Raw genomic sequence first — 15,611 nt, forward strand, 5'->3', positions numbered from 1 at the left:
CGCGGACCGTAGACCATGACCGTGCTGATCCTCACCTGTGAGGAGGATGTGACCGCCGACATGGTGGTGGTCCATCTGAACGGTTCCGGAGTACCGGTGGTGCGCCTCGATCCCGCCGACCTGACCGACGGCGTCTCGTTGTCCGGCGAGTACGTCCACGGCCGCTTCCGCGGCCATCTGTCCGCCGGCGGACGGCTGGTGAGCATCGGCGGACTGCGGTCCGTGTGGGTGCGCCGGCCGGGCGTCCCCGCCGAGCGCGCGCCGCAGCCGTCGGCGTGGCTGACCGAGGAGGCCTCACAGGCGCTGTACGGCATGCTGCGCGGCAGCGACGCGCGCTGGATGAACCACCCGGACGCGGCCCGGCAGGCCCGCCACAAGCCGTGGCAGCTGCGTCTGGCCCAGCGCTGCGGGCTGCCGGTGCCCGCCACGGTGATCACCACCTTCCCGCGCGCCGCCCGGGAGTTCGCGGAGCGCTTCCCCGATCTGGTGGTCAAGCCGGTCTCGGGGGCGCATCCGCAGGATCCGCCACGGGCCGTGCCGACCAGCAGGGTGGCGCCCGACACCGACTTCTCCGCGGTCGCGTTCGGCCCGACGCTGCTCCAGCGGCGGATCGCCAAGCGGGCCGACGTCCGGCTCACCGCGGTGGGCGGGCACTTGCTGGCGGCACGCAAGGCGACCGCCGCGGAGGCGGATCCGAAGGAGGTGGATGTGCGCTTCGCCGCCCCCGGGCCGCCCTGGGAGCCGGTCGAGGTGCCGGCGCGCACCGCGGAGGCCGTCCGCGCGTACCTGCTCCGAGCCGGACTGGCGTACGGGGCGTTCGACTTCGTCGAGGACACCGACGGGACGTGGTGGTTCCTGGAGTGCAATCAGTCGGGGCAGTTCGGCTTCGTCGAGGTGGAGACGGGACAGCCGATCGCCCGGTCCGTCGCCGAATGGCTGTCCCGCCCCGCCCCCGACGAGCCGGCGGAACTCGACGAGGCGGGCAGCGCGGCACGGTGAGGGGGCCGTCACCGCGCGGGGTCAGTGCGTCCGCGGTCCGGGCAGCATGGCGGTGCGCTGCCAGCCGTTGCCCGGGGACTGGGGCCGGTCGAGGCCGGGGGCGTAGCCGGGGGACTGCAGGGGCCGCATGACCGACTCCAGTTCCCTGCTCACGCGTTCGGCCTCGCGGCGCACCTGCGCGGGCACATCGCCGCACTCCGCGATGAGTCGGTCGTAGATGGGGGAATCCTGGAACACCCGACAACGTGCCTTTCTGCTCGTCGGCCCCGGTGCGGGGACGCGACTGCCGAGTGTAGGCGCCCGTCCGCGGTGAAGTGGGAATTCCCGGGGACGAGTGATGCACAACGGTCACCGCGGATGTGCCGCGCAAAGCGGTGACGGGCGCCGGAACCGGGCGGTCAGGCCCCCGTCGTCGAGCCGGGGCGGACGATCATCAACACCGTGACGGCCGCCCACAGCAGGTTGAACACTCCGGTGAACATCGCGAGTCGTACGGTGCTCCGCCGGTCGACCGGCCGGTGTCCGGTCAGCTGTCCGACGAGTTCGTCCTGGCGCGGCAGCACGAAGGCGAGAAGCACCCCGGCGGCCGCGGCGGTCAGGGCGATCGAGGTGACGAGCCAGCCGTCGCCCAGGACGCCCATCGCGAGGGCGGTGGCCAGGCCGAAGAGGGGAACGACGATCCCGACGCGGGCGTAGACCCGGCAGATGCGGTGGAGGAGTTCGACGGTGGTCACCGCCGCGGCGGCGGGGCCGCCGCCGTCGGCCGGGGCGGCACGGCGTACGGCCGGCGGGAACATGCTGGCCGCGACGGTCACGGGACCGACGGCGATGATGGCGGCCAGGACGTGGAGGGACAGCAGGAACTTGGTCACCGGGACTCTTTCCATGACGTGGTCGGCGGGGCCGGGCTCACGTTAGGGGCCTGACGGGTGACCACCCAGGGGCTGGAACGACAGGATCCGACGGGTTCCCGCCAGTACCTCCCACCACGGCTCCGGCCGCGTCACCCGCCGCCGCCCCGGGTCCGGGGCCCGGCGGGAACCCGCCTATCGTGGCGGTCATGCACACCGTGGCGATTCTGGTCCTCGATCGGGTCGTGCCGTTCGACATGGCGGCGCCCCAGCAGGTCTTCGACTGGACACGGCTGCCCGACGGCCGGCACCCCTACCGGGTGCGGCTGTGCGCCGAGCGGCCGGAGGTGCTCGCGGACGGCGGGTTCACCCTGCGGGTCGACCGGGGGCTGGAGGCGCTGGCGGACGCGGACACGGTGATCGTCCCGGGCCGGGCCGAGGGCGCCGCGCCGCTCTCCCCCGCCGTCGTCGCGGCCCTGCGGCAGGCGGCGGAGGCGGGCACCCGGATCGCGTCCGTGTGCGTGGGGGCCTTCGTCCTGGCGGAGGCCGGGCTGCTGGACGGACTGCGCGCCACCACCCACTGGGTGGCCGCCGAGCAGCTCGCCCGTGCCTATCCGCGCGTCGACGTGCAGCCGGACGTGCTCTACGTCGACAACGGCCGGATCCTCACCTCGGCCGGCGCCGCGGCCGCGCTGGACATGTGCCTGCACATGATCCGCCGGGACCTGGGCTCGGCCGTGGCCGCGAACGCCGCCCGGATGTCGGTCATGCCCCTGGAGCGGGAGGGCGGGCAGGCCCAGTTCATCGTGCACGAGCACCCGCCCGTGCCCCGCGGGTCGGACCTGGAACCGCTGCTGGACTGGATCCAGGACAACCTGGCGCACGAGGTCACGCTCGGGACGATGGCGGCGCGCGCCGGCATGAGCGAGCGCACCTTCAGCCGCCGCTTCCGCGAGCAGACGGGCACCACGCCGTTGCAGTGGCTGCTGCGGACGCGGATCCGGCGCGCCCAGTACCTGCTGGAGAACAGCGACCACACGGTCGAGCGGGTGGCCCGGCAGACCGGTTTCGGATCGCCCACGGCGTTCCGCGAGCGGTTCCGCAAGGTGGTGGGCACCACGCCGTACGCCTACCGCTCCGCCTTCAAGGGGCGGCGCACCGCCGCCGTGGGTGGGGCGTAGCCGCGGGAGCGGGCGGGCGGCCCGGGCGTCAGACGGCCAGGGGCAGGCCGCCGCCGTCCGCCTCCGTGGTCCGGGCGGCCGCCGGCCGCGCCCGGTCGAGGAGCGCGTCCGCCTTCGCTATGGCGTCCTGGATGCCGGACGCTCCCATCGTCACGCGGAGCGCGTGGCTGACGTCCTTCAGTTCGCGCGCCGCCGTCGGCGAGTGCCGCTCCGCCTGAGCGATCTGCAGCGTCGCGTACCGCGTCAGCAGTTGTCTGACCACCTTGGGGTCCGGTGTGAGCACGAAACACCTCTTCCTGGTTTTGGCTCCGTATGCCCGCACCAGGCGGAAGCACTCACCCCATATGCTCGACTGACCGCAATTGACCGAAAACCTTCGCATCCTGACCGGAGGATCAGGCGACCTGGCCACTGTGCAGCGCCGTGTACGCCCCGCCCCGGCGCAGCAGGTCCTCGTGGCTGCCGATCTCCTGGATCCGGCCGTCCGCCATCACCACGATCCGGTCGGCACCGCGCACGGTCGACAGCCGGTGCGCCACGACGAACGTGGTGCGTCCGCGCAGCAGCCGGGCGAGCGCCTCCTGCACCAGAGCCTCCGAGCGGGTGTCCAGCGCCGACGTCGCCTCGTCCAGGACCAGCACCTTGGGGTCCCGGATCAGGGCGCGGGCGATGGCCAGGCGCTGGCGCTGCCCGCCGGACAGCCGCGCGCCCCGCTCCCCGACGAGGGTGTCGAGGCCCTGGGGCAGCCGGTCGACGAACTCCAGCGCGTTGGCGTCGCGCAGCGCGGTCCGTACCGTCTCCTCGTCGGCGTCGTCCATGCCGTAGGCGACGTTCTCCCGGACGGTCCCGTCGAACAGGATCGACTCCTGGGGCACCACCGACAGGAAGCGCCGGTAGGTGCGCAGGTCGAGGCTGTTCATGTCGGTCCCGTCGAGCAGCAGCCGGCCGGCGGTCGGACGGACGAAGCCGATGACGAGGCTGAGCACCGTGGACTTCCCCGCCCCCGAGGCGCCCACGAGCGCGATGGTCTCGCCGGGCGCGACGTCCAGGGTGAAGTCCCGCACGGCGGGGCGCCCGTCGGACTCGTAGGCGTGGCCGACCCCCTCGAAGGCGATGGCGCCGCGCAGCGCGGTGACCTCCGCCTTGCCCTCGTTGTCCTCGAGTTCGGGGGCCTGGAGGACCTCGCCGACCGAGCGGACGGACTCCAGCCCCTTGGTGATGACGGGGGCCAGCCCCGCCAGCGTGGTCGTGGAGTTGGTGAGCGTGGTCAGGAAGGCGCTGAGCATCACGACGTCGCCGGGGGTGACGCCCCAGACCTCGTAGTACGAGATGAGCGCCGCGCCGGCCAGCACCAGCACGCCCACCACGTTGAGGACGACCCAGGCCAGCGAGCCGAACCGGCCGTTGACCAGGTCCAGGCGCATCCCGGAGGTGAGCAGCCGGTTCAGGGTGCCGTCCATCCGGCGCAGCGCCTTGCCCTCCAGCCCGTGGGCGCGGGTGACGGGGATGAGCCGGGTCATCTCGGTGACCCGGGAGGACAGGGCCTCCACCTCGTGACGGAAGTGCTCGTTGTGCGTGCGCAGCCGCGCCCGCAGCCGGGCGACGAGCAGGGTCGCGGCGGGCACCACGACCAGGAAGACGGGGAGGAACTCGGGGGTGCGGACGGCGATGATGACGAACCCGCCGGCGAGTACGGTGAGCGCGCCCAGCCCGAGCTCCGCGGTCTGCTGCACCATCTGCTCCACGGTCTCCACGTCCCGGACCACCTTGACCTGGAGCACACCGGCGCTGACCCGGGAGTGGTAGCCGATGGAGAGCTGCTGCATACGGGTGCACAGGGCGGAGCGCAGCGCGGTGCCCATGCGGCGGACACTGCCGTACAGCAGCCGGACGTACAGCAGGTGCAGGGGGTAGTTGACCACCAGGATGAGCATGATGACGCCGGTGCTGGTCCACAGCCGGGAGATCGGCTGGTGCTGCACGACGGTGTCGATGATGGACGCGGTGATCAGCGGCAGCAGCCAGACGGGGCTGTGCTTGACCGTGAAGACGACGACGGCGCCGGCCAGCCGGCCGCGGTCCGCCCGGAGCAGATAGGCGAGGGTGCGGATCGGGTGCTCGCCCCGGTAGCGGTGGTCGAGCGGTCTTTCCGGCAACGTCGCCATCGGCGGTGGTCCTCCCCGGTCGACTTTTTCGGCAAGCGCTTTCCCCTCTTGCGCGCCCGGAGCGCACCGGGCGCGCGAGGTGTTTCGTCGGCGGCGTCCACCGCCCGGGACGGGCCGGGGCCTCAGCCGGCGTCCAGCTCCGCGACCTCCTCGGCCGTCAGCACGAGGCCGGCGGCGGCCACCGAGTCACGGATCGACTCCGGCCGGCTGGCTCCCGGGATCGGCACGACGACCGGCGACTTGGCGAGCATCCACGCCAGGCACACCTGGTGCGCGCTCACCCCGTGCGCCCGGGCGATCCGTCCGAACGGGGCGTGCGCGGAGGCGAGTCCACCGGCCCGGGAGATGCCGCCGAAGGGGCTCCAGGGCAGGAAGGCGATGCCGAGCTCGTCACACAGGCGCAGCTCGGGCTCGCTGGAGCGGAAGGCCGGGGAGAACTGGTTCTGCACGGAGACCAGCCGCCCGCCGAGGATCTCGTTCGCCTGCCGGATCTGCTCCGGGTCGGCGTTGGAGATGCCGGCCATGCGGATCTTCCCCTCGTCGAGGAGCTCGCGCAGCGCGCCGAGGGACTCCGCGTACGGGACGCGGGGGTCGGGCCGGTGGAACTGGTAGAGCCCGATGGCCTCCACCCCGAGCCGGCGCAGGGACGCCTCGCACGCGCTCCTCAGATGCGCGGGACTGCCGTCCAGGGTCCAGCTGCCGTCGCCGGGGCGCAGATGACCGCCCTTGGTGGCGACCAGGACCTCGCCGCCGCGCTCGTGGGAGGCGAGGGCCTCGGCGATCAGGGTCTCGTTGTGGCCGACCTCGTCGGCGCCCAGGTGATAGGCGTCGGCGGTGTCGATCAGCGTGACGCCGGCGTCCAGTGCGGCATGGAGGGTGGCCAGGGAGCGGGCCGGGTCCGGGCGGCCCTCGATCGACATGGGCATGGCGCCCAGTCCGACGGCACCGACTTCGACATCACCGATACGGCGGGTGTGCATGGGGCGTGACCTCTTTCGGCTGTCGTTCCGCGGCGGGGAAAGCGCGTACCAGCCTGGTACCGGCGCGGCCGTAAATCCAATAGAAGAAAGCGAACGCATTCAGCAGGCGGGGCGCTGAATCCGCGGCCCCCACGAGGGCGCGGCCGCGCGGTCACCGGGACGGGCTCCCCCGGCGGCGGCCCGGTGTCCATGCCGCTGGAGAGGCGGATGCGGGGCGACGTGTCCGGATGCGCACGGACCGCTTCGGCGTTCCCGGACGGCCGGCATCGGCCGGCCCGGGGGCCGGGCCCGTTCCCGGAGGGGCGGTCCACCGTCCGGACCGGGGGCCGGCACCGCCGCGCCGGGCGGGAGTTCCTCACCCGGACCGTCCCGCGGGGCCCGCGGCTCCCTGCGACCGGTTGTTGACACGACATTTCGGCGAGGATCATCGTACTGACCCGGAGCGCGTCGATGGAGCGCACCGGACACCGGCGGGGCGGCGGCGGACGCCGGCGCCTGGAGAGGCGGCGGCATGCGGATCGGACTGCTCGGCACCGGCCCCTGGGCGCGGATGGCACACGCCCCCGCGCTGAGCGGGTACGACGGCATCGAGTTCGCCGGGGTGTGGGGCCGCCGGCCCGACGCCGCCGAGGAACTGGCCCGTCTGCACGGCACCCGGGCCTACGACGACGTGGAGGCCCTGTTCGCCGACGTGGACGCCGTCGCCGTCGCGCTGCCGCCCGCGGTGCAGGCCGGCCTGGCGGCGCGCGCGGCGCGGGCCGGATGCCACCTGCTGCTCGACAAGCCGCTCGCGCCGACGGTCGCCCAGGGGCGGGCGGTGGTCGAGGCGGCCGAGGCGGCCGAAGTCGCCTCGGTGGTCTTCTTCACCACCCGCTTCCAGCCCGGCCCCGAGGCGTGGATCGCCGAACAGGCCCACCGGGGCGGCTGGTTCACCGGGCGGGCGCAGTGGCTCGGGGCGGTGTTCACCGTCGCGGACAACCCCTTCGCCGCGTCGCCGTGGCGGCGGGAGAAGGGCGCCCTGTGGGACGTCGGCCCGCACGCGCTGTCCGTACTGCTCCCGGTGCTCGGTGACGTTCGGCTGGTGACGGCCGCGGCGTACGGTCCCGGGGACACCGTCCATCTCGTCCTCGGCCATGCGAGCGGCGCGTCGAGCAGCCTCACCCTGAGCCTGACCGCTCCCCCGGCCGCGGCCGGCGCCACGGTCGAGCTCCGCGGCGAGGCGGGGGTCACGCTCCTCCCGGCGGTCTCCGAGGGGGCGGTCCCGGCCCTCACCCGCGCGGTGGACGCCCTCCTCACCGCGGCCCGCAGCGGCACTCCCCATCCCTGTGACGCGGCGTTCGCCCTGCGGGTCACGGAGATCCTGGCCACGGCGGAGACGCTGCTGGACGGCGGAACGCGCTGACCGCGCACCGTCCGTCACCCGGGACCGCAGTCCACGAGGCAGACCCCGACTGCGGAATGGAGCGCTCTCAACGCGCTCCGTGTTCCTCCGGCCCGACCGCCTTAAGTGACTCTTAAAGGCCGGTTAAGCCATCGTGGGATCTTCGTCGTTTTTTCAAGTAGGTGCAGGTCAACGCGGGTTGAGGACAAGTCGGACCATTGGCGGGGCCCGCCGTCCTCCCTACCATCGGTACCGCGCGCCGGTCCCGACGGACGACCTGAGAGCGCTCTCACAAGGAGCGTGCCTTCGGCGTTCTCCCCCCACGTCGGCCGGCGCGGTCAGGAAGCCGCCCGAGCACTCCAGGAGATCCCCCACATGACTCCTCGTCATCAGCGCGCCCTCGGCCGCCGCAAGGTCCTCTTCGCCCTCGGCGGAGCCGCCGTGGCCATCCCCGCCGCGGCGGCGCTCGCCCCCCACGCGCTCGCGGAGCAGTCCGGCGAGCAGAAGGCCGCCGCGGCGGGGCCGCTGCCGCTGACGATCGTCAACAACAGCGGCGCGTTCGGCAACGCGAACGTGCACCTCTACATCGTGGGCAACGCGGACGGCCGCCAGGTGCGGGTCACGCCCGAGGGCACCGTCGCCCCGATCGCCCTGTCGGACAACGGCGCCGACGGCTTCACCGACTACGCGATCAGCCTGGCCGGCAGCGGCGAGACCAAGCTGTCCCTGCCGTACATGTCCGGCCGGATCTACGTGTCCCTCGGCGCGAAGCTCAAGTTCAAGGCCGTCGCGGACGGCAACGGCAACGCGGCGCTGCAGTACCCGGCCGGCTGGGTCACCTCCGACCCCAACTACGGTGTCCTGCACGACTGCGCGGAGTTCACCTACAACTCCGCGGGCATGTTCTGCAACACGACGATGGTCGACATGTTCAGCGTGCCGCTGAGCATCCGGCTCACCGGCTCGAAGGACCAGACCACGGGTACGGTGCGCGAGGGCGGCCGCGCGGCCGCTTTCGCCGCCGTCAAGCAGGTGGAGGCGTTCTCCCGGCTCGTCGTGGACGACACCCGGATCATCGCCCCCGGCCACGGGCTGGACGCCGGCCTGTTCGCCAAGGACTACTTCGCCCCGTACATCGACGAGGTGTGGAGCACCTACACCGGCAAGGACCTCAAGGTCACCACCAACGCCGGTACCTTCACCGGCCGGGTGCGCGGCGAGCGGTTCACCTTCGACGGGCCCGCCCAGGTCTCCTTCGGCAAGCCGTCCACGCGGGACGTCCTGTTCTGCGACGGCGCCCTCGCCGCCCCCAACGACGGCACCACCGGCCCGGTCGCCGCGGTGCTCGGCGCCGGCTTCAACCGCTCGACGCTCGTCAGCCACCCCGACCAGCCGACGACCGACCCCTCGGTCTTCTACCGGACGGAGCTCACCAACCACTACTCCAAGGCCCTGCACGCGGCCACCGAGGACGGCAAGGCGTACGGCTTCGCCTTCGACGACGTGGCCGACTTCGCCTCGTACATCCAGGACACGGCCCCGACCGGTCTGCGGCTGACGCTCACGCCCTTCTAGGCGATCCGCCCCGGGCGCGTCCCGCGGGGTGCCTGCCCGGGCAGGCACCCCGGAACGGCCCGGGAGCGGGTTTCCCCCGGGCCGGGGAAGGTACCCCGGGAGGCCAGGAGGCGGCCCGTCACCGCGGTGCCGGGAGCGTTCCGGATGCACGGCGGGCTCCCGCGTTGAATGGTGAGATATCGGACCCGATGACAGCACCGGGGCCGCACCACCGATCCGGACCCGAGGAGCCAGAAGATGTCGACGTCCCAGCCCGACGCGTCCCGGCAGCCCGAGGACGACCGCGCCACCCCGGACAGCCTGCTCCACGCCCGCACCGGCACCGATGTGTCGCCGGAGGACCTGGTCCTTGCCTCGGGCAAGGACCTCACCCCGCAGAACCTCGACTGGGCCAGGCGGAAGCTGGACCGGGAGGGCCCCGCCGCCCTGGACAAGATCCTTCCCTGAGGTGCCCCAGGCCCGGTGCGTGAGCCCGGGACGGGGGGGGGGGGGGGGGGGGGGGGGGCCCGCGCCCCCCCCCCCCGCCCCGGGGGGGGGCCCCCGCGCCGGACACACGGTGGGGGGGGGGGGGGGGGGGGGGGGGGGGGGGGGGGGCCCCGGGGCGGGGGGGGGGGGGGGGGGGGGGGGGGGGGGGGGGGGGGGGGGGCGCCCGGGCCCGCCGCGCCGTCCCGGGCCCGGTCCCCTCTTCGCGGAACTCAGGTTCCGTGCGGGTCGTCGGGGAGGGCCGTCCCGTCCTCGACGATGTGCATCGCGGCCTCCTCCGCGCCGGCGGCCCCGCCGTCGATCCCCACGTCCTCGGCAACGCTCTCCTTGGTGGTGTCGGTGCGGACGCCCTCGTCGGGGGCGACCAGGCGTCCGGCGCGGCCGGTGCCCGCCTCCGGGTCGACCGGCTCGCCCTCGCCGCCCGGGAGGTCGCCCACCTCGTCACCGCCCGGCACGGACGTGTCGGGCACCTCCTGGGCCAGCCGTTCGTCGAGGGACTCCCCCTCGTGCTGCTCGGCGGCCGTGGTGCCGTGCTTGGTGACGCCGAGCGGTTTCTCCGGCGGGGAGTAACCCTCGTCGAGGATGTCGTCGTAGGTCCGTTCCTCGAGGGCGTCCTGCATGTCGAGCGGCGCGGCGTCCTCCTGCTCCTCGTTGCTCCCGGTGGGCTGGTACGCGTCGTCGGCCATCGGTTCGGTTCCCACGGCTGCCTCCCTGTCACGCTGCGTCGACTCGTTCCTCTGCGGTGCCAGATCCGCGTTTCCCGTCACGCGATCTTTAACCCGTGACGTCCTCACCCGCGGGTGCCGGGCGCCGGGGCGATACGGGCCTGGAGGTCGCCGATCCGGTGGGCGGGCCAGTCGCGGGCGTAGCCGGGCGGTGTGCCGCCGGGACCGGTGAGCGTGACGACCGGGATGCGTTCGGCGGTGCGCAGGATCTCCGCGACCGTGGTGTTCTCGTTGTTCCCGGCGGTCGCGCCGGAGGAGCAGCCGGCGTAGTAGCCGAGGGGAATGGCCTCGTGGCCGGTGACCAGACAGGGCGGGCGGACACCGAGCCGGTGCAGCCCGTCCGCCATGCGGGCCCAGTCGCGGCGGCTGTCGACGTTGCGGTCCACGGTGTGGACGAGGACGGCCAGCTGCACCGTCAGGTGTCCGGCCAGCCCGAGCGCGACCAGGGCCCGGACGGCCGGCCGCCACCGCCCGCGCGGCGCGCCGGCCAGGTACCACAGCGCGTCGGCGACCGGGACGGCGAGCAGGGCGTAGGCGGGCAGGAGGAAGCGGGGTGCCGCGTAGCCGATCATGAACAGGTACGGGAGCGCGGCGGTCACGGCGCAGACCAGGGGCACCACGGTGGGCCGGGCGCGCCGGGCGCGCACCGCGACGATCAGGGCGAGGACGGCGAGCAGCGGCAGGACGAACCACCAGAGGGTGACCACCGGGTGGGGCATCGCTCCCGTGCAGGGACGGCACAGGGCCCGCCCGCCCAGGCTGCGCAGCTGGTCGTCGACGGCGATCTGCAGGCCGAGCCCGCCCTGGACCCGGGACGCCTCGGCCAGCCGCTCCCCCAGGCCGCCGAAGGCGGCGTACGCCTCGACCACCCACTCCGCCGCTCCGGCGACGAGACCGCCGGCCAGGGCGGGCAGCAGCCGCCGGTGGCGGCCCGCCGACGCGAGGACGAGCAGCGGGAGCGCCACCCAGACGGCGTCCGTGGGCCGCATCCAGGCCATGAGCGCGGTCCCCGCCACGACGCCCCACAGCGGCCCGCCGGCCGGGCGGCCGGCGCGGTACCGCAGGAAGGAACCGACGGTGATCAGCGCACCGATGGCGACCCAGTGGTTGGGCATGGCCTGGGGGCCGTAGAAGAGGGTCACCCACAGGGAGGCGAGGAAGGCGCCGGCGGTGACCAGGACGCGGGTCGGGAACAGGCCGCGCCAGCTGCGCAGGGCCAGGTAGAGGCCGAACCCGGACAGCAGGGCGAGGTAGACGCGCAGCAGCACCGTGGACGAGGACCAGGAGGCGACGGGCGCCACCAGCAGGGAGACGCCCCGGGCACGGGGGGCGCTGAAGAAGGCGGCCGGGTGGTGGGAGGTGACCTGGCTGACGTAGACGATCTCGTCCCACCCGAGCCCCAGCACCGGCCGGACGAGGACGATCTGGGCGAGGGCGAAGACGGCGGCCACCGCCGCGAGCGGCCCCGTGCCGTGCCGGCGCCGGGAGGTGCGCGGCGCGGACCGCTGCCCGCCCCGCCGCGCGCCGGCGAGCAGGGCGCCGGTGCCGTCGCTCATCGTTCCTCCCTGACTCCCGCACGTCCCGGGTCCCGAGCGCCGCGGACCGCGCGTTCCGGGACAGGGGGCGACGGAAGCGGGCTTCGGGAAAACATGGACAAACTAACCCGCGCGGGACACAGGCGCAGGGCGAAGTACGGCCGGCCACCGCACCCCGCCCCCGGTCGGCGCGGGTGCGGGGGTCGCTCGGGGACGGGACGCCGCAGGGGCGGGGGGACGGGCCGCTCGACGGGGGCGTGCGTGCGCACGGTCCACGGCGTACGCCCGCTGTGTGATCGCTACCCACCCCCGAGGTCGGCCGGGTCGCTCACGACCCGGTCGGCGCCGCGCGCGTACAGCGCGTCGGCCCGGCCCACCCGGTCCACGCCGACGACGTATCCGAAGCGCCCGGCGCGGCCCGCGTCCATGCCGGCCGGCGCGTCCTCGAACACGGCGGCGCGGGACGGATCGACACCGAGGTCCCGCGCGGCGGCGAGGAAGGTGTCGGGCTTCGGTTTGCCGGGCAGGCCGCGCTCGGCGGCGACCACTGCGTCGATCCGTACGTCGAAGAGGTCCTCGGCGCCGATCGAGCGCAGGACGTCGCGGCAGTTGGCGCTGGAGGAGACGATCGCGGTGCGCAGCCCGCGGGCGCGGACCGCGGTGATGTAGCGCAGGGTGCCGTCGTAGGCCTCCACGCCGTCGGTGCGGATCCTCGCCAGCAGCAGTTCGTTCTTGCGGTTGCCGAGGCCGTGCACCGTGCGGGCGCCGGGCGGGTCTTCGGGCCGCCCCGCGGGCAGTTCGATGCCGCGGGAGGCGAGGAAGGCGCGGACGCCGTCGGCGCGCGGGCGGCCGTCGACGTACTCGCCGTAGTCGGCGTCGCCGAACGGCCGGAAGGCCTCCCCCTCCCGCTCGCGGAGGAAGGCGTCGAACGTCTCCTTCCAGGCGGCCGCGTGCACGACGGCCGTCTTCGTGACGACGCCGTCGAGGTCGAAGAGGCAGGCGAGGATGTCATCGGGCAGACCCAGATCCGTCATACGGGACATCGTTTCCCACGCGGCGCGGAGCACCCTGCGGGGCGGGCCACCCGGCGGCGGAACACCTGCTTTCAGGTGGCACACTTCCCCGTGTGGCACTGACTTTCGACGACCTTCTGCGCCGCGCCCGTTCCCTGGCACCGGACGGCCGGCGCGCGATCCTCGGTATCGCCGGCAGCCCCGGCGCCGGCAAGTCGACACTCGCCGGCCGTCTGGTGCGGGAGCTGAACGGCACCGGGGAGCCGTGGGTCGCGCACGTCCCCATGGACGGCTTCCACCTCGCCGACGCCGAACTCGACCGGCTGGGCCGCCGGGACCGCAAGGGCGCCCCGGACACCTTCGACGCGGCCGGATACGCGGCACTGCTGCGGCGGCTGCGCGAGGAGGCGTACGACGATGTCGTGTACGCGCCCGGCTTCGAGCGGGTATTGGAGCAGCCGCTCGCGGGAGTGGTCCCGGTACCGCCCACCGCCCGGCTGGTGGTGACGGAGGGCAACTACCTGCTGCTGGACACCGGTGCCTGGGCACGCGTCCGGCAACAGCTCGACGAGGTGTGGTTCTGCGCCCTGGACGAGGAGGAGCGGCTGCGCCGGCTGACCGCCCGGCACGAGGAGTTCGGCAAGAGCCACGAGGAGGCGGTGGACTGGGTACGGCGCACCGACCGGCCCAACGCCGAACTGATCGCCCCGACCCGGGAGCGGGCGGACCTGGTGGTGCCGGAGTCCGCGCTGCCGGATGCGGATCACTGACACGGGGCTCCGCGCACGCGCCGCCCGGAAGCGGCTCGCCGGCCGTCCCCTCCCCCGGGCCGTCAGGTGGATTCCGGCTCCCCCACGCGCTCGAAGCCGTCGGCGCTCACATGGGGCATCACGCTGCTCGCGACGCGGTAACGGCCGTTGGGCAGGTCGGTGGAGCAGCGGACGTGCACGGTGAGGGGACCCGCCCATTCGTAGCCGTGGCGCGCGCCGTGCCGGGCCAGCCGGTCGGTCAGCGCCTGCCCCACGCCTCCGCCGCGGCGGGTCAGTTCCTCGTGCACGGGAGCCGCCAGCTCCACCTCGTAGGCGTTGGGAACCATCACCCGGCTCGCGCTGCACACCACGGCGTTGTCGTCGCACTCGCGCCGCAGGGCGTCGACGAGTTCGACCGGCTCCCGGCCGAACAACCGCGCCCACAGCGCCTCCCATCGGTTCTCCAGAGTCTCTTCCAGCGCACTCAGGGCGCTCATCGTCTCACCTGCCGGAACATGGTCGGGTCGAGGAAGGGGCGGGGGATGCCCTAGCGTCCGTCGAAGTCGTCGGGCCGGATCTCGGCCTCCTCCAGCGCCTCGCGCATCGTGCGGCCGGTGCCGCCCTGGTCGCGCTCCTCCTCCTGCTCCCGGTGTTCCTCGACGATGTCGTCGGTGTCCCGGGTCTTCGGCCGGTTCTCCTCGGGGACGGTCATGTCCGGTGGCTCCTCGCGTGTCAGGGGGTCGCGCGTGCCGCGCTGCGTCGGCGGGTTCCCACAGCGGGCGCGGCTATCCCCGGGAAAGCGTTCCGGTCCGCGGACCGGGCCGCTCACCACGGCGCGTGGGCTATGTTGAACCCCCGTGGGGGACGAAGGAGGCGCACCGGTGCCATCGCCGCAGCAGGCACGCGCACGGGCATCCGCGATCACCTCGGGCAAGGCGGGACGGGACGCCGAGGTCTCTCCGACGGCCCAGCTGCGTGACCTGTTCGACCGGCCCCGGCTCTCCCCCGGCCAGCGGCGCATCGCCCGGTATCTGATCGAGCACATCGCGGAGGCGGCGTTCCTGTCGATCACGGACCTCGCGGACCGGGCCGGGGTGAGCCAGCCCTCGGTGACGCGGTTCGCCTCGGCGGTCGGCTTCAGCGGGTACCCCGCGCTGCGGGAGAGGCTCCGGTCGATCACCCTGGGCACCCGCGCCGGCGGCCCCGCCGAGGAGGTCCGGGGCAACGAACTCCAGGCGGCCGTCGACGCCGAGATCGAGAACCTGGAGAACCTGCGGCGGGACCTCGCCGACGCCGACCGGGTCATCGAGGTGGGCCGCCGGCTGTCCGCGTCCACTCCGCTCACCGTCCTCGGCCTGCGCATCTCCGTCTCCCTCGCCGAGTACTTCGCCTACGCCGCCCGCCGTATCCACCCGGACGTACGGCTGGTGACGCGGGGCGGCAGCGTCGCCTACGACGCGCTGTCGCAGTCCCGGGAGGCGGGCGGCACCTGGGTGCTCGCGTTCTCCATGCCGCGGCACGCCCAGGAGACCCTGACGGCCGTGCGGGTCGCCCGCAGCGCCGGGCTCAAGGTCGCGCTGATCACCGATCTGGCCCTGGGCCCGGTCGCGGACGAGGCCGACGCCACCTTCGCCACCGGCACCGGGTCGCGGCTGGTCTTCGACTCCTACGCCGCTCCGGGCGTGATGTGCGCGGCGCTGCTCCAGGCCATGACGGACGCGGATCCGGAGCGGACGCAGGCCCGGCTCGAGAGGTACGAGCACGTCGCCGACGCGCACCACTTCTTCCTCGGGGACTGAGCCCGCCGAGGACGGACCGCCGGGGTCGCCGGCGCCGGCGCGGGAGACAGCGCCCGCATCCGGCACGCCTGAATGTTTTCATGCATCTTGAAAACCGAACGGCATATATAAATACTGCACACGGATCGCATCCGGCCGCTCCCGGACCGCGTTCCGGACACCGGCCCCGTCCGGG

The 15,611-nt window shown here is 73.9% G+C and carries 17 protein-coding genes; 7 read left to right on the forward strand and 10 right to left on the reverse strand.

Translation table 11 applies throughout. From position 1 onward, the window contains the following. Positions 1–15: 15 nt before the first annotated feature. Positions 16–999: an ATP-grasp ribosomal peptide maturase gene (tgmB, locus tag ACF07S_RS25005; RefSeq protein WP_391963133.1), complete on the forward strand. Its 984-nt coding sequence runs from the start codon at positions 16–18 to the stop codon at positions 997–999. Positions 1,000–1,020: 21 nt separating this feature from the next. Here the strand turns inward: tgmB and ACF07S_RS25010 are convergent, their stop codons facing one another. After that, entirely contained in the window at positions 1,021–1,236 is a 216-nt protein-coding gene (locus ACF07S_RS25010) for a hypothetical protein (RefSeq protein WP_391963134.1), read from the reverse strand. A gap of 161 nt (positions 1,237–1,397) precedes the next feature. Further along, positions 1,398–1,871: a hypothetical protein gene (locus ACF07S_RS25015; RefSeq protein ID WP_391975159.1), complete on the reverse strand. Its 474-nt coding sequence runs from the start codon at positions 1,869–1,871 to the stop codon at positions 1,398–1,400. Positions 1,872–2,059: 188 nt separating this feature from the next. Here ACF07S_RS25015 and ACF07S_RS25020 point away from each other — a divergent pair, with 188 nt between their 5' ends. Then, positions 2,060–3,031 (forward strand): GlxA family transcriptional regulator, encoded by a 972-nt coding sequence (locus tag ACF07S_RS25020; RefSeq protein WP_391963136.1) that lies wholly within the window; start codon positions 2,060–2,062, stop codon positions 3,029–3,031. Positions 3,032–3,059: 28 nt separating this feature from the next. Here the strand turns inward: ACF07S_RS25020 and ACF07S_RS25025 are convergent, their stop codons facing one another. The 3 genes from ACF07S_RS25025 to ACF07S_RS25035 all read right to left on the reverse strand — a co-directional run bounded on the left by ACF07S_RS25025 (position 3,060) and on the right by ACF07S_RS25035 (position 6,176). Then, positions 3,060–3,314 (reverse strand): DUF5133 domain-containing protein, encoded by a 255-nt coding sequence (locus ACF07S_RS25025; RefSeq protein WP_391963137.1) that lies wholly within the window; start codon positions 3,312–3,314, stop codon positions 3,060–3,062. Positions 3,315–3,426: 112 nt separating this feature from the next. Next, a complete protein-coding gene (locus ACF07S_RS25030) occupies positions 3,427–5,196 on the reverse strand; it encodes an ABC transporter ATP-binding protein (RefSeq protein ID WP_391975160.1) in 1,770 nt (589 codons plus the stop codon). Between the two features lie 122 nt (positions 5,197–5,318). Next, a complete protein-coding gene (locus ACF07S_RS25035; RefSeq protein ID WP_391963139.1) occupies positions 5,319–6,176 on the reverse strand; it encodes an aldo/keto reductase in 858 nt (285 codons plus the stop codon). A 511-nt stretch (positions 6,177–6,687) separates the two neighbouring features. Here ACF07S_RS25035 and ACF07S_RS25040 point away from each other — a divergent pair. From ACF07S_RS25040 to ACF07S_RS25050, 3 genes are all read left to right on the forward strand, one after another. Continuing rightward, entirely contained in the window at positions 6,688–7,578 is an 891-nt protein-coding gene (locus ACF07S_RS25040; RefSeq protein ID WP_391975161.1) for a Gfo/Idh/MocA family protein, read from the forward strand. 354 nt (positions 7,579–7,932) lie between these two features. Beyond that, positions 7,933–9,132, forward strand: coding sequence for a glycoside hydrolase family 64 protein (locus ACF07S_RS25045; protein WP_391963141.1), 1,200 nt, complete (start codon positions 7,933–7,935; stop codon positions 9,130–9,132). A gap of 237 nt (positions 9,133–9,369) precedes the next feature. Further along, positions 9,370–9,579, forward strand: a complete 210-nt coding sequence (locus ACF07S_RS25050) for a hypothetical protein (RefSeq protein ID WP_391963142.1) — start codon at positions 9,370–9,372, stop codon at positions 9,577–9,579. Positions 9,580–9,827: 248 nt separating this feature from the next. On the opposite strand, the gene ACF07S_RS25055 is transcribed toward ACF07S_RS25050, so the two are convergent. From ACF07S_RS25055 to ACF07S_RS25065, 3 genes are all read right to left on the reverse strand, one after another. After that, entirely contained in the window at positions 9,828–10,316 is a 489-nt protein-coding gene (locus ACF07S_RS25055) for a DUF5709 domain-containing protein (protein WP_391975162.1), read from the reverse strand. Between the two features lie 89 nt (positions 10,317–10,405). Further along, a complete protein-coding gene (locus ACF07S_RS25060) occupies positions 10,406–11,896 on the reverse strand; it encodes a hypothetical protein (protein ID WP_391963144.1) in 1,491 nt (496 codons plus the stop codon). A gap of 278 nt (positions 11,897–12,174) precedes the next feature. Further along, positions 12,175–12,909 carry a beta-phosphoglucomutase family hydrolase gene (locus ACF07S_RS25065; protein ID WP_391975163.1) on the reverse strand — a complete coding sequence of 245 codons (735 nt, stop codon included), beginning with the start codon at positions 12,907–12,909 and terminating at the stop codon, positions 12,175–12,177. Between the two features lie 92 nt (positions 12,910–13,001). Between ACF07S_RS25065 and ACF07S_RS25070 the strand changes: the two genes are divergently transcribed. Then, positions 13,002–13,658, forward strand: coding sequence for a nucleoside/nucleotide kinase family protein (locus tag ACF07S_RS25070; RefSeq protein ID WP_391975164.1), 657 nt, complete (start codon positions 13,002–13,004; stop codon positions 13,656–13,658). 62 nt (positions 13,659–13,720) lie between these two features. Here ACF07S_RS25070 and ACF07S_RS25075 read toward each other — a convergent pair whose 3' ends face one another. Both ACF07S_RS25075 and ACF07S_RS25080 read right to left on the reverse strand, forming a co-directional pair. Further along, positions 13,721–14,134: a DUF3662 domain-containing protein gene (locus tag ACF07S_RS25075; protein WP_391963147.1), complete on the reverse strand. Its 414-nt coding sequence runs from the start codon at positions 14,132–14,134 to the stop codon at positions 13,721–13,723. A gap of 50 nt (positions 14,135–14,184) precedes the next feature. Beyond that, positions 14,185–14,349, reverse strand: coding sequence for a hypothetical protein (locus ACF07S_RS25080; protein ID WP_391975165.1), 165 nt, complete (start codon positions 14,347–14,349; stop codon positions 14,185–14,187). 169 nt (positions 14,350–14,518) lie between these two features. On the opposite strand from ACF07S_RS25080, the gene ACF07S_RS25085 reads away from it, so the two are divergent. Continuing rightward, positions 14,519–15,436: a MurR/RpiR family transcriptional regulator gene (locus ACF07S_RS25085; protein WP_391975166.1), complete on the forward strand. Its 918-nt coding sequence runs from the start codon at positions 14,519–14,521 to the stop codon at positions 15,434–15,436. Positions 15,437–15,611: the final 175 nt, after the last annotated feature.

It is taken from the genome of Streptomyces sp. NPDC016640 (assembly GCF_043076215.1).
In the GTDB taxonomy this organism is placed as follows: Bacteria; Actinomycetota; Actinomycetes; order Streptomycetales; family Streptomycetaceae; genus Streptomyces.

Excerpts from the sequence above, each read along its gene's own strand:
- tgmB (WP_391963133.1), top strand. The coding sequence starts at position 16 with ATGACCGTGCTGATCCTCACCTGTGAGGAGGATGTGACCGCCGACATG.
- ACF07S_RS25020 (WP_391963136.1), top strand. The coding sequence starts at position 2,060 with ATGCACACCGTGGCGATTCTGGTCCTCGATCGGGTCGTGCCGTTCGAC.
- ACF07S_RS25030 (WP_391975160.1), bottom strand. The coding sequence starts at position 5,196 with ATGGCGACGTTGCCGGAAAGACCGCTCGACCACCGCTACCGGGGCGAG.
- ACF07S_RS25035 (WP_391963139.1), bottom strand. The coding sequence starts at position 6,176 with ATGCACACCCGCCGTATCGGTGATGTCGAAGTCGGTGCCGTCGGACTG.
- ACF07S_RS25040 (WP_391975161.1), top strand. The coding sequence starts at position 6,688 with ATGCGGATCGGACTGCTCGGCACCGGCCCCTGGGCGCGGATGGCACAC.
- ACF07S_RS25045 (WP_391963141.1), top strand. The coding sequence starts at position 7,933 with ATGACTCCTCGTCATCAGCGCGCCCTCGGCCGCCGCAAGGTCCTCTTC.
- ACF07S_RS25050 (WP_391963142.1), top strand. The coding sequence starts at position 9,370 with ATGTCGACGTCCCAGCCCGACGCGTCCCGGCAGCCCGAGGACGACCGC.
- ACF07S_RS25060 (WP_391963144.1), bottom strand. The coding sequence starts at position 11,896 with ATGAGCGACGGCACCGGCGCCCTGCTCGCCGGCGCGCGGCGGGGCGGG.
- ACF07S_RS25065 (WP_391975163.1), bottom strand. The coding sequence starts at position 12,909 with ATGACGGATCTGGGTCTGCCCGATGACATCCTCGCCTGCCTCTTCGAC.
- ACF07S_RS25075 (WP_391963147.1), bottom strand. The coding sequence starts at position 14,134 with ATGAGCGCCCTGAGTGCGCTGGAAGAGACTCTGGAGAACCGATGGGAG.
- ACF07S_RS25080 (WP_391975165.1), bottom strand. The coding sequence starts at position 14,349 with ATGACCGTCCCCGAGGAGAACCGGCCGAAGACCCGGGACACCGACGAC.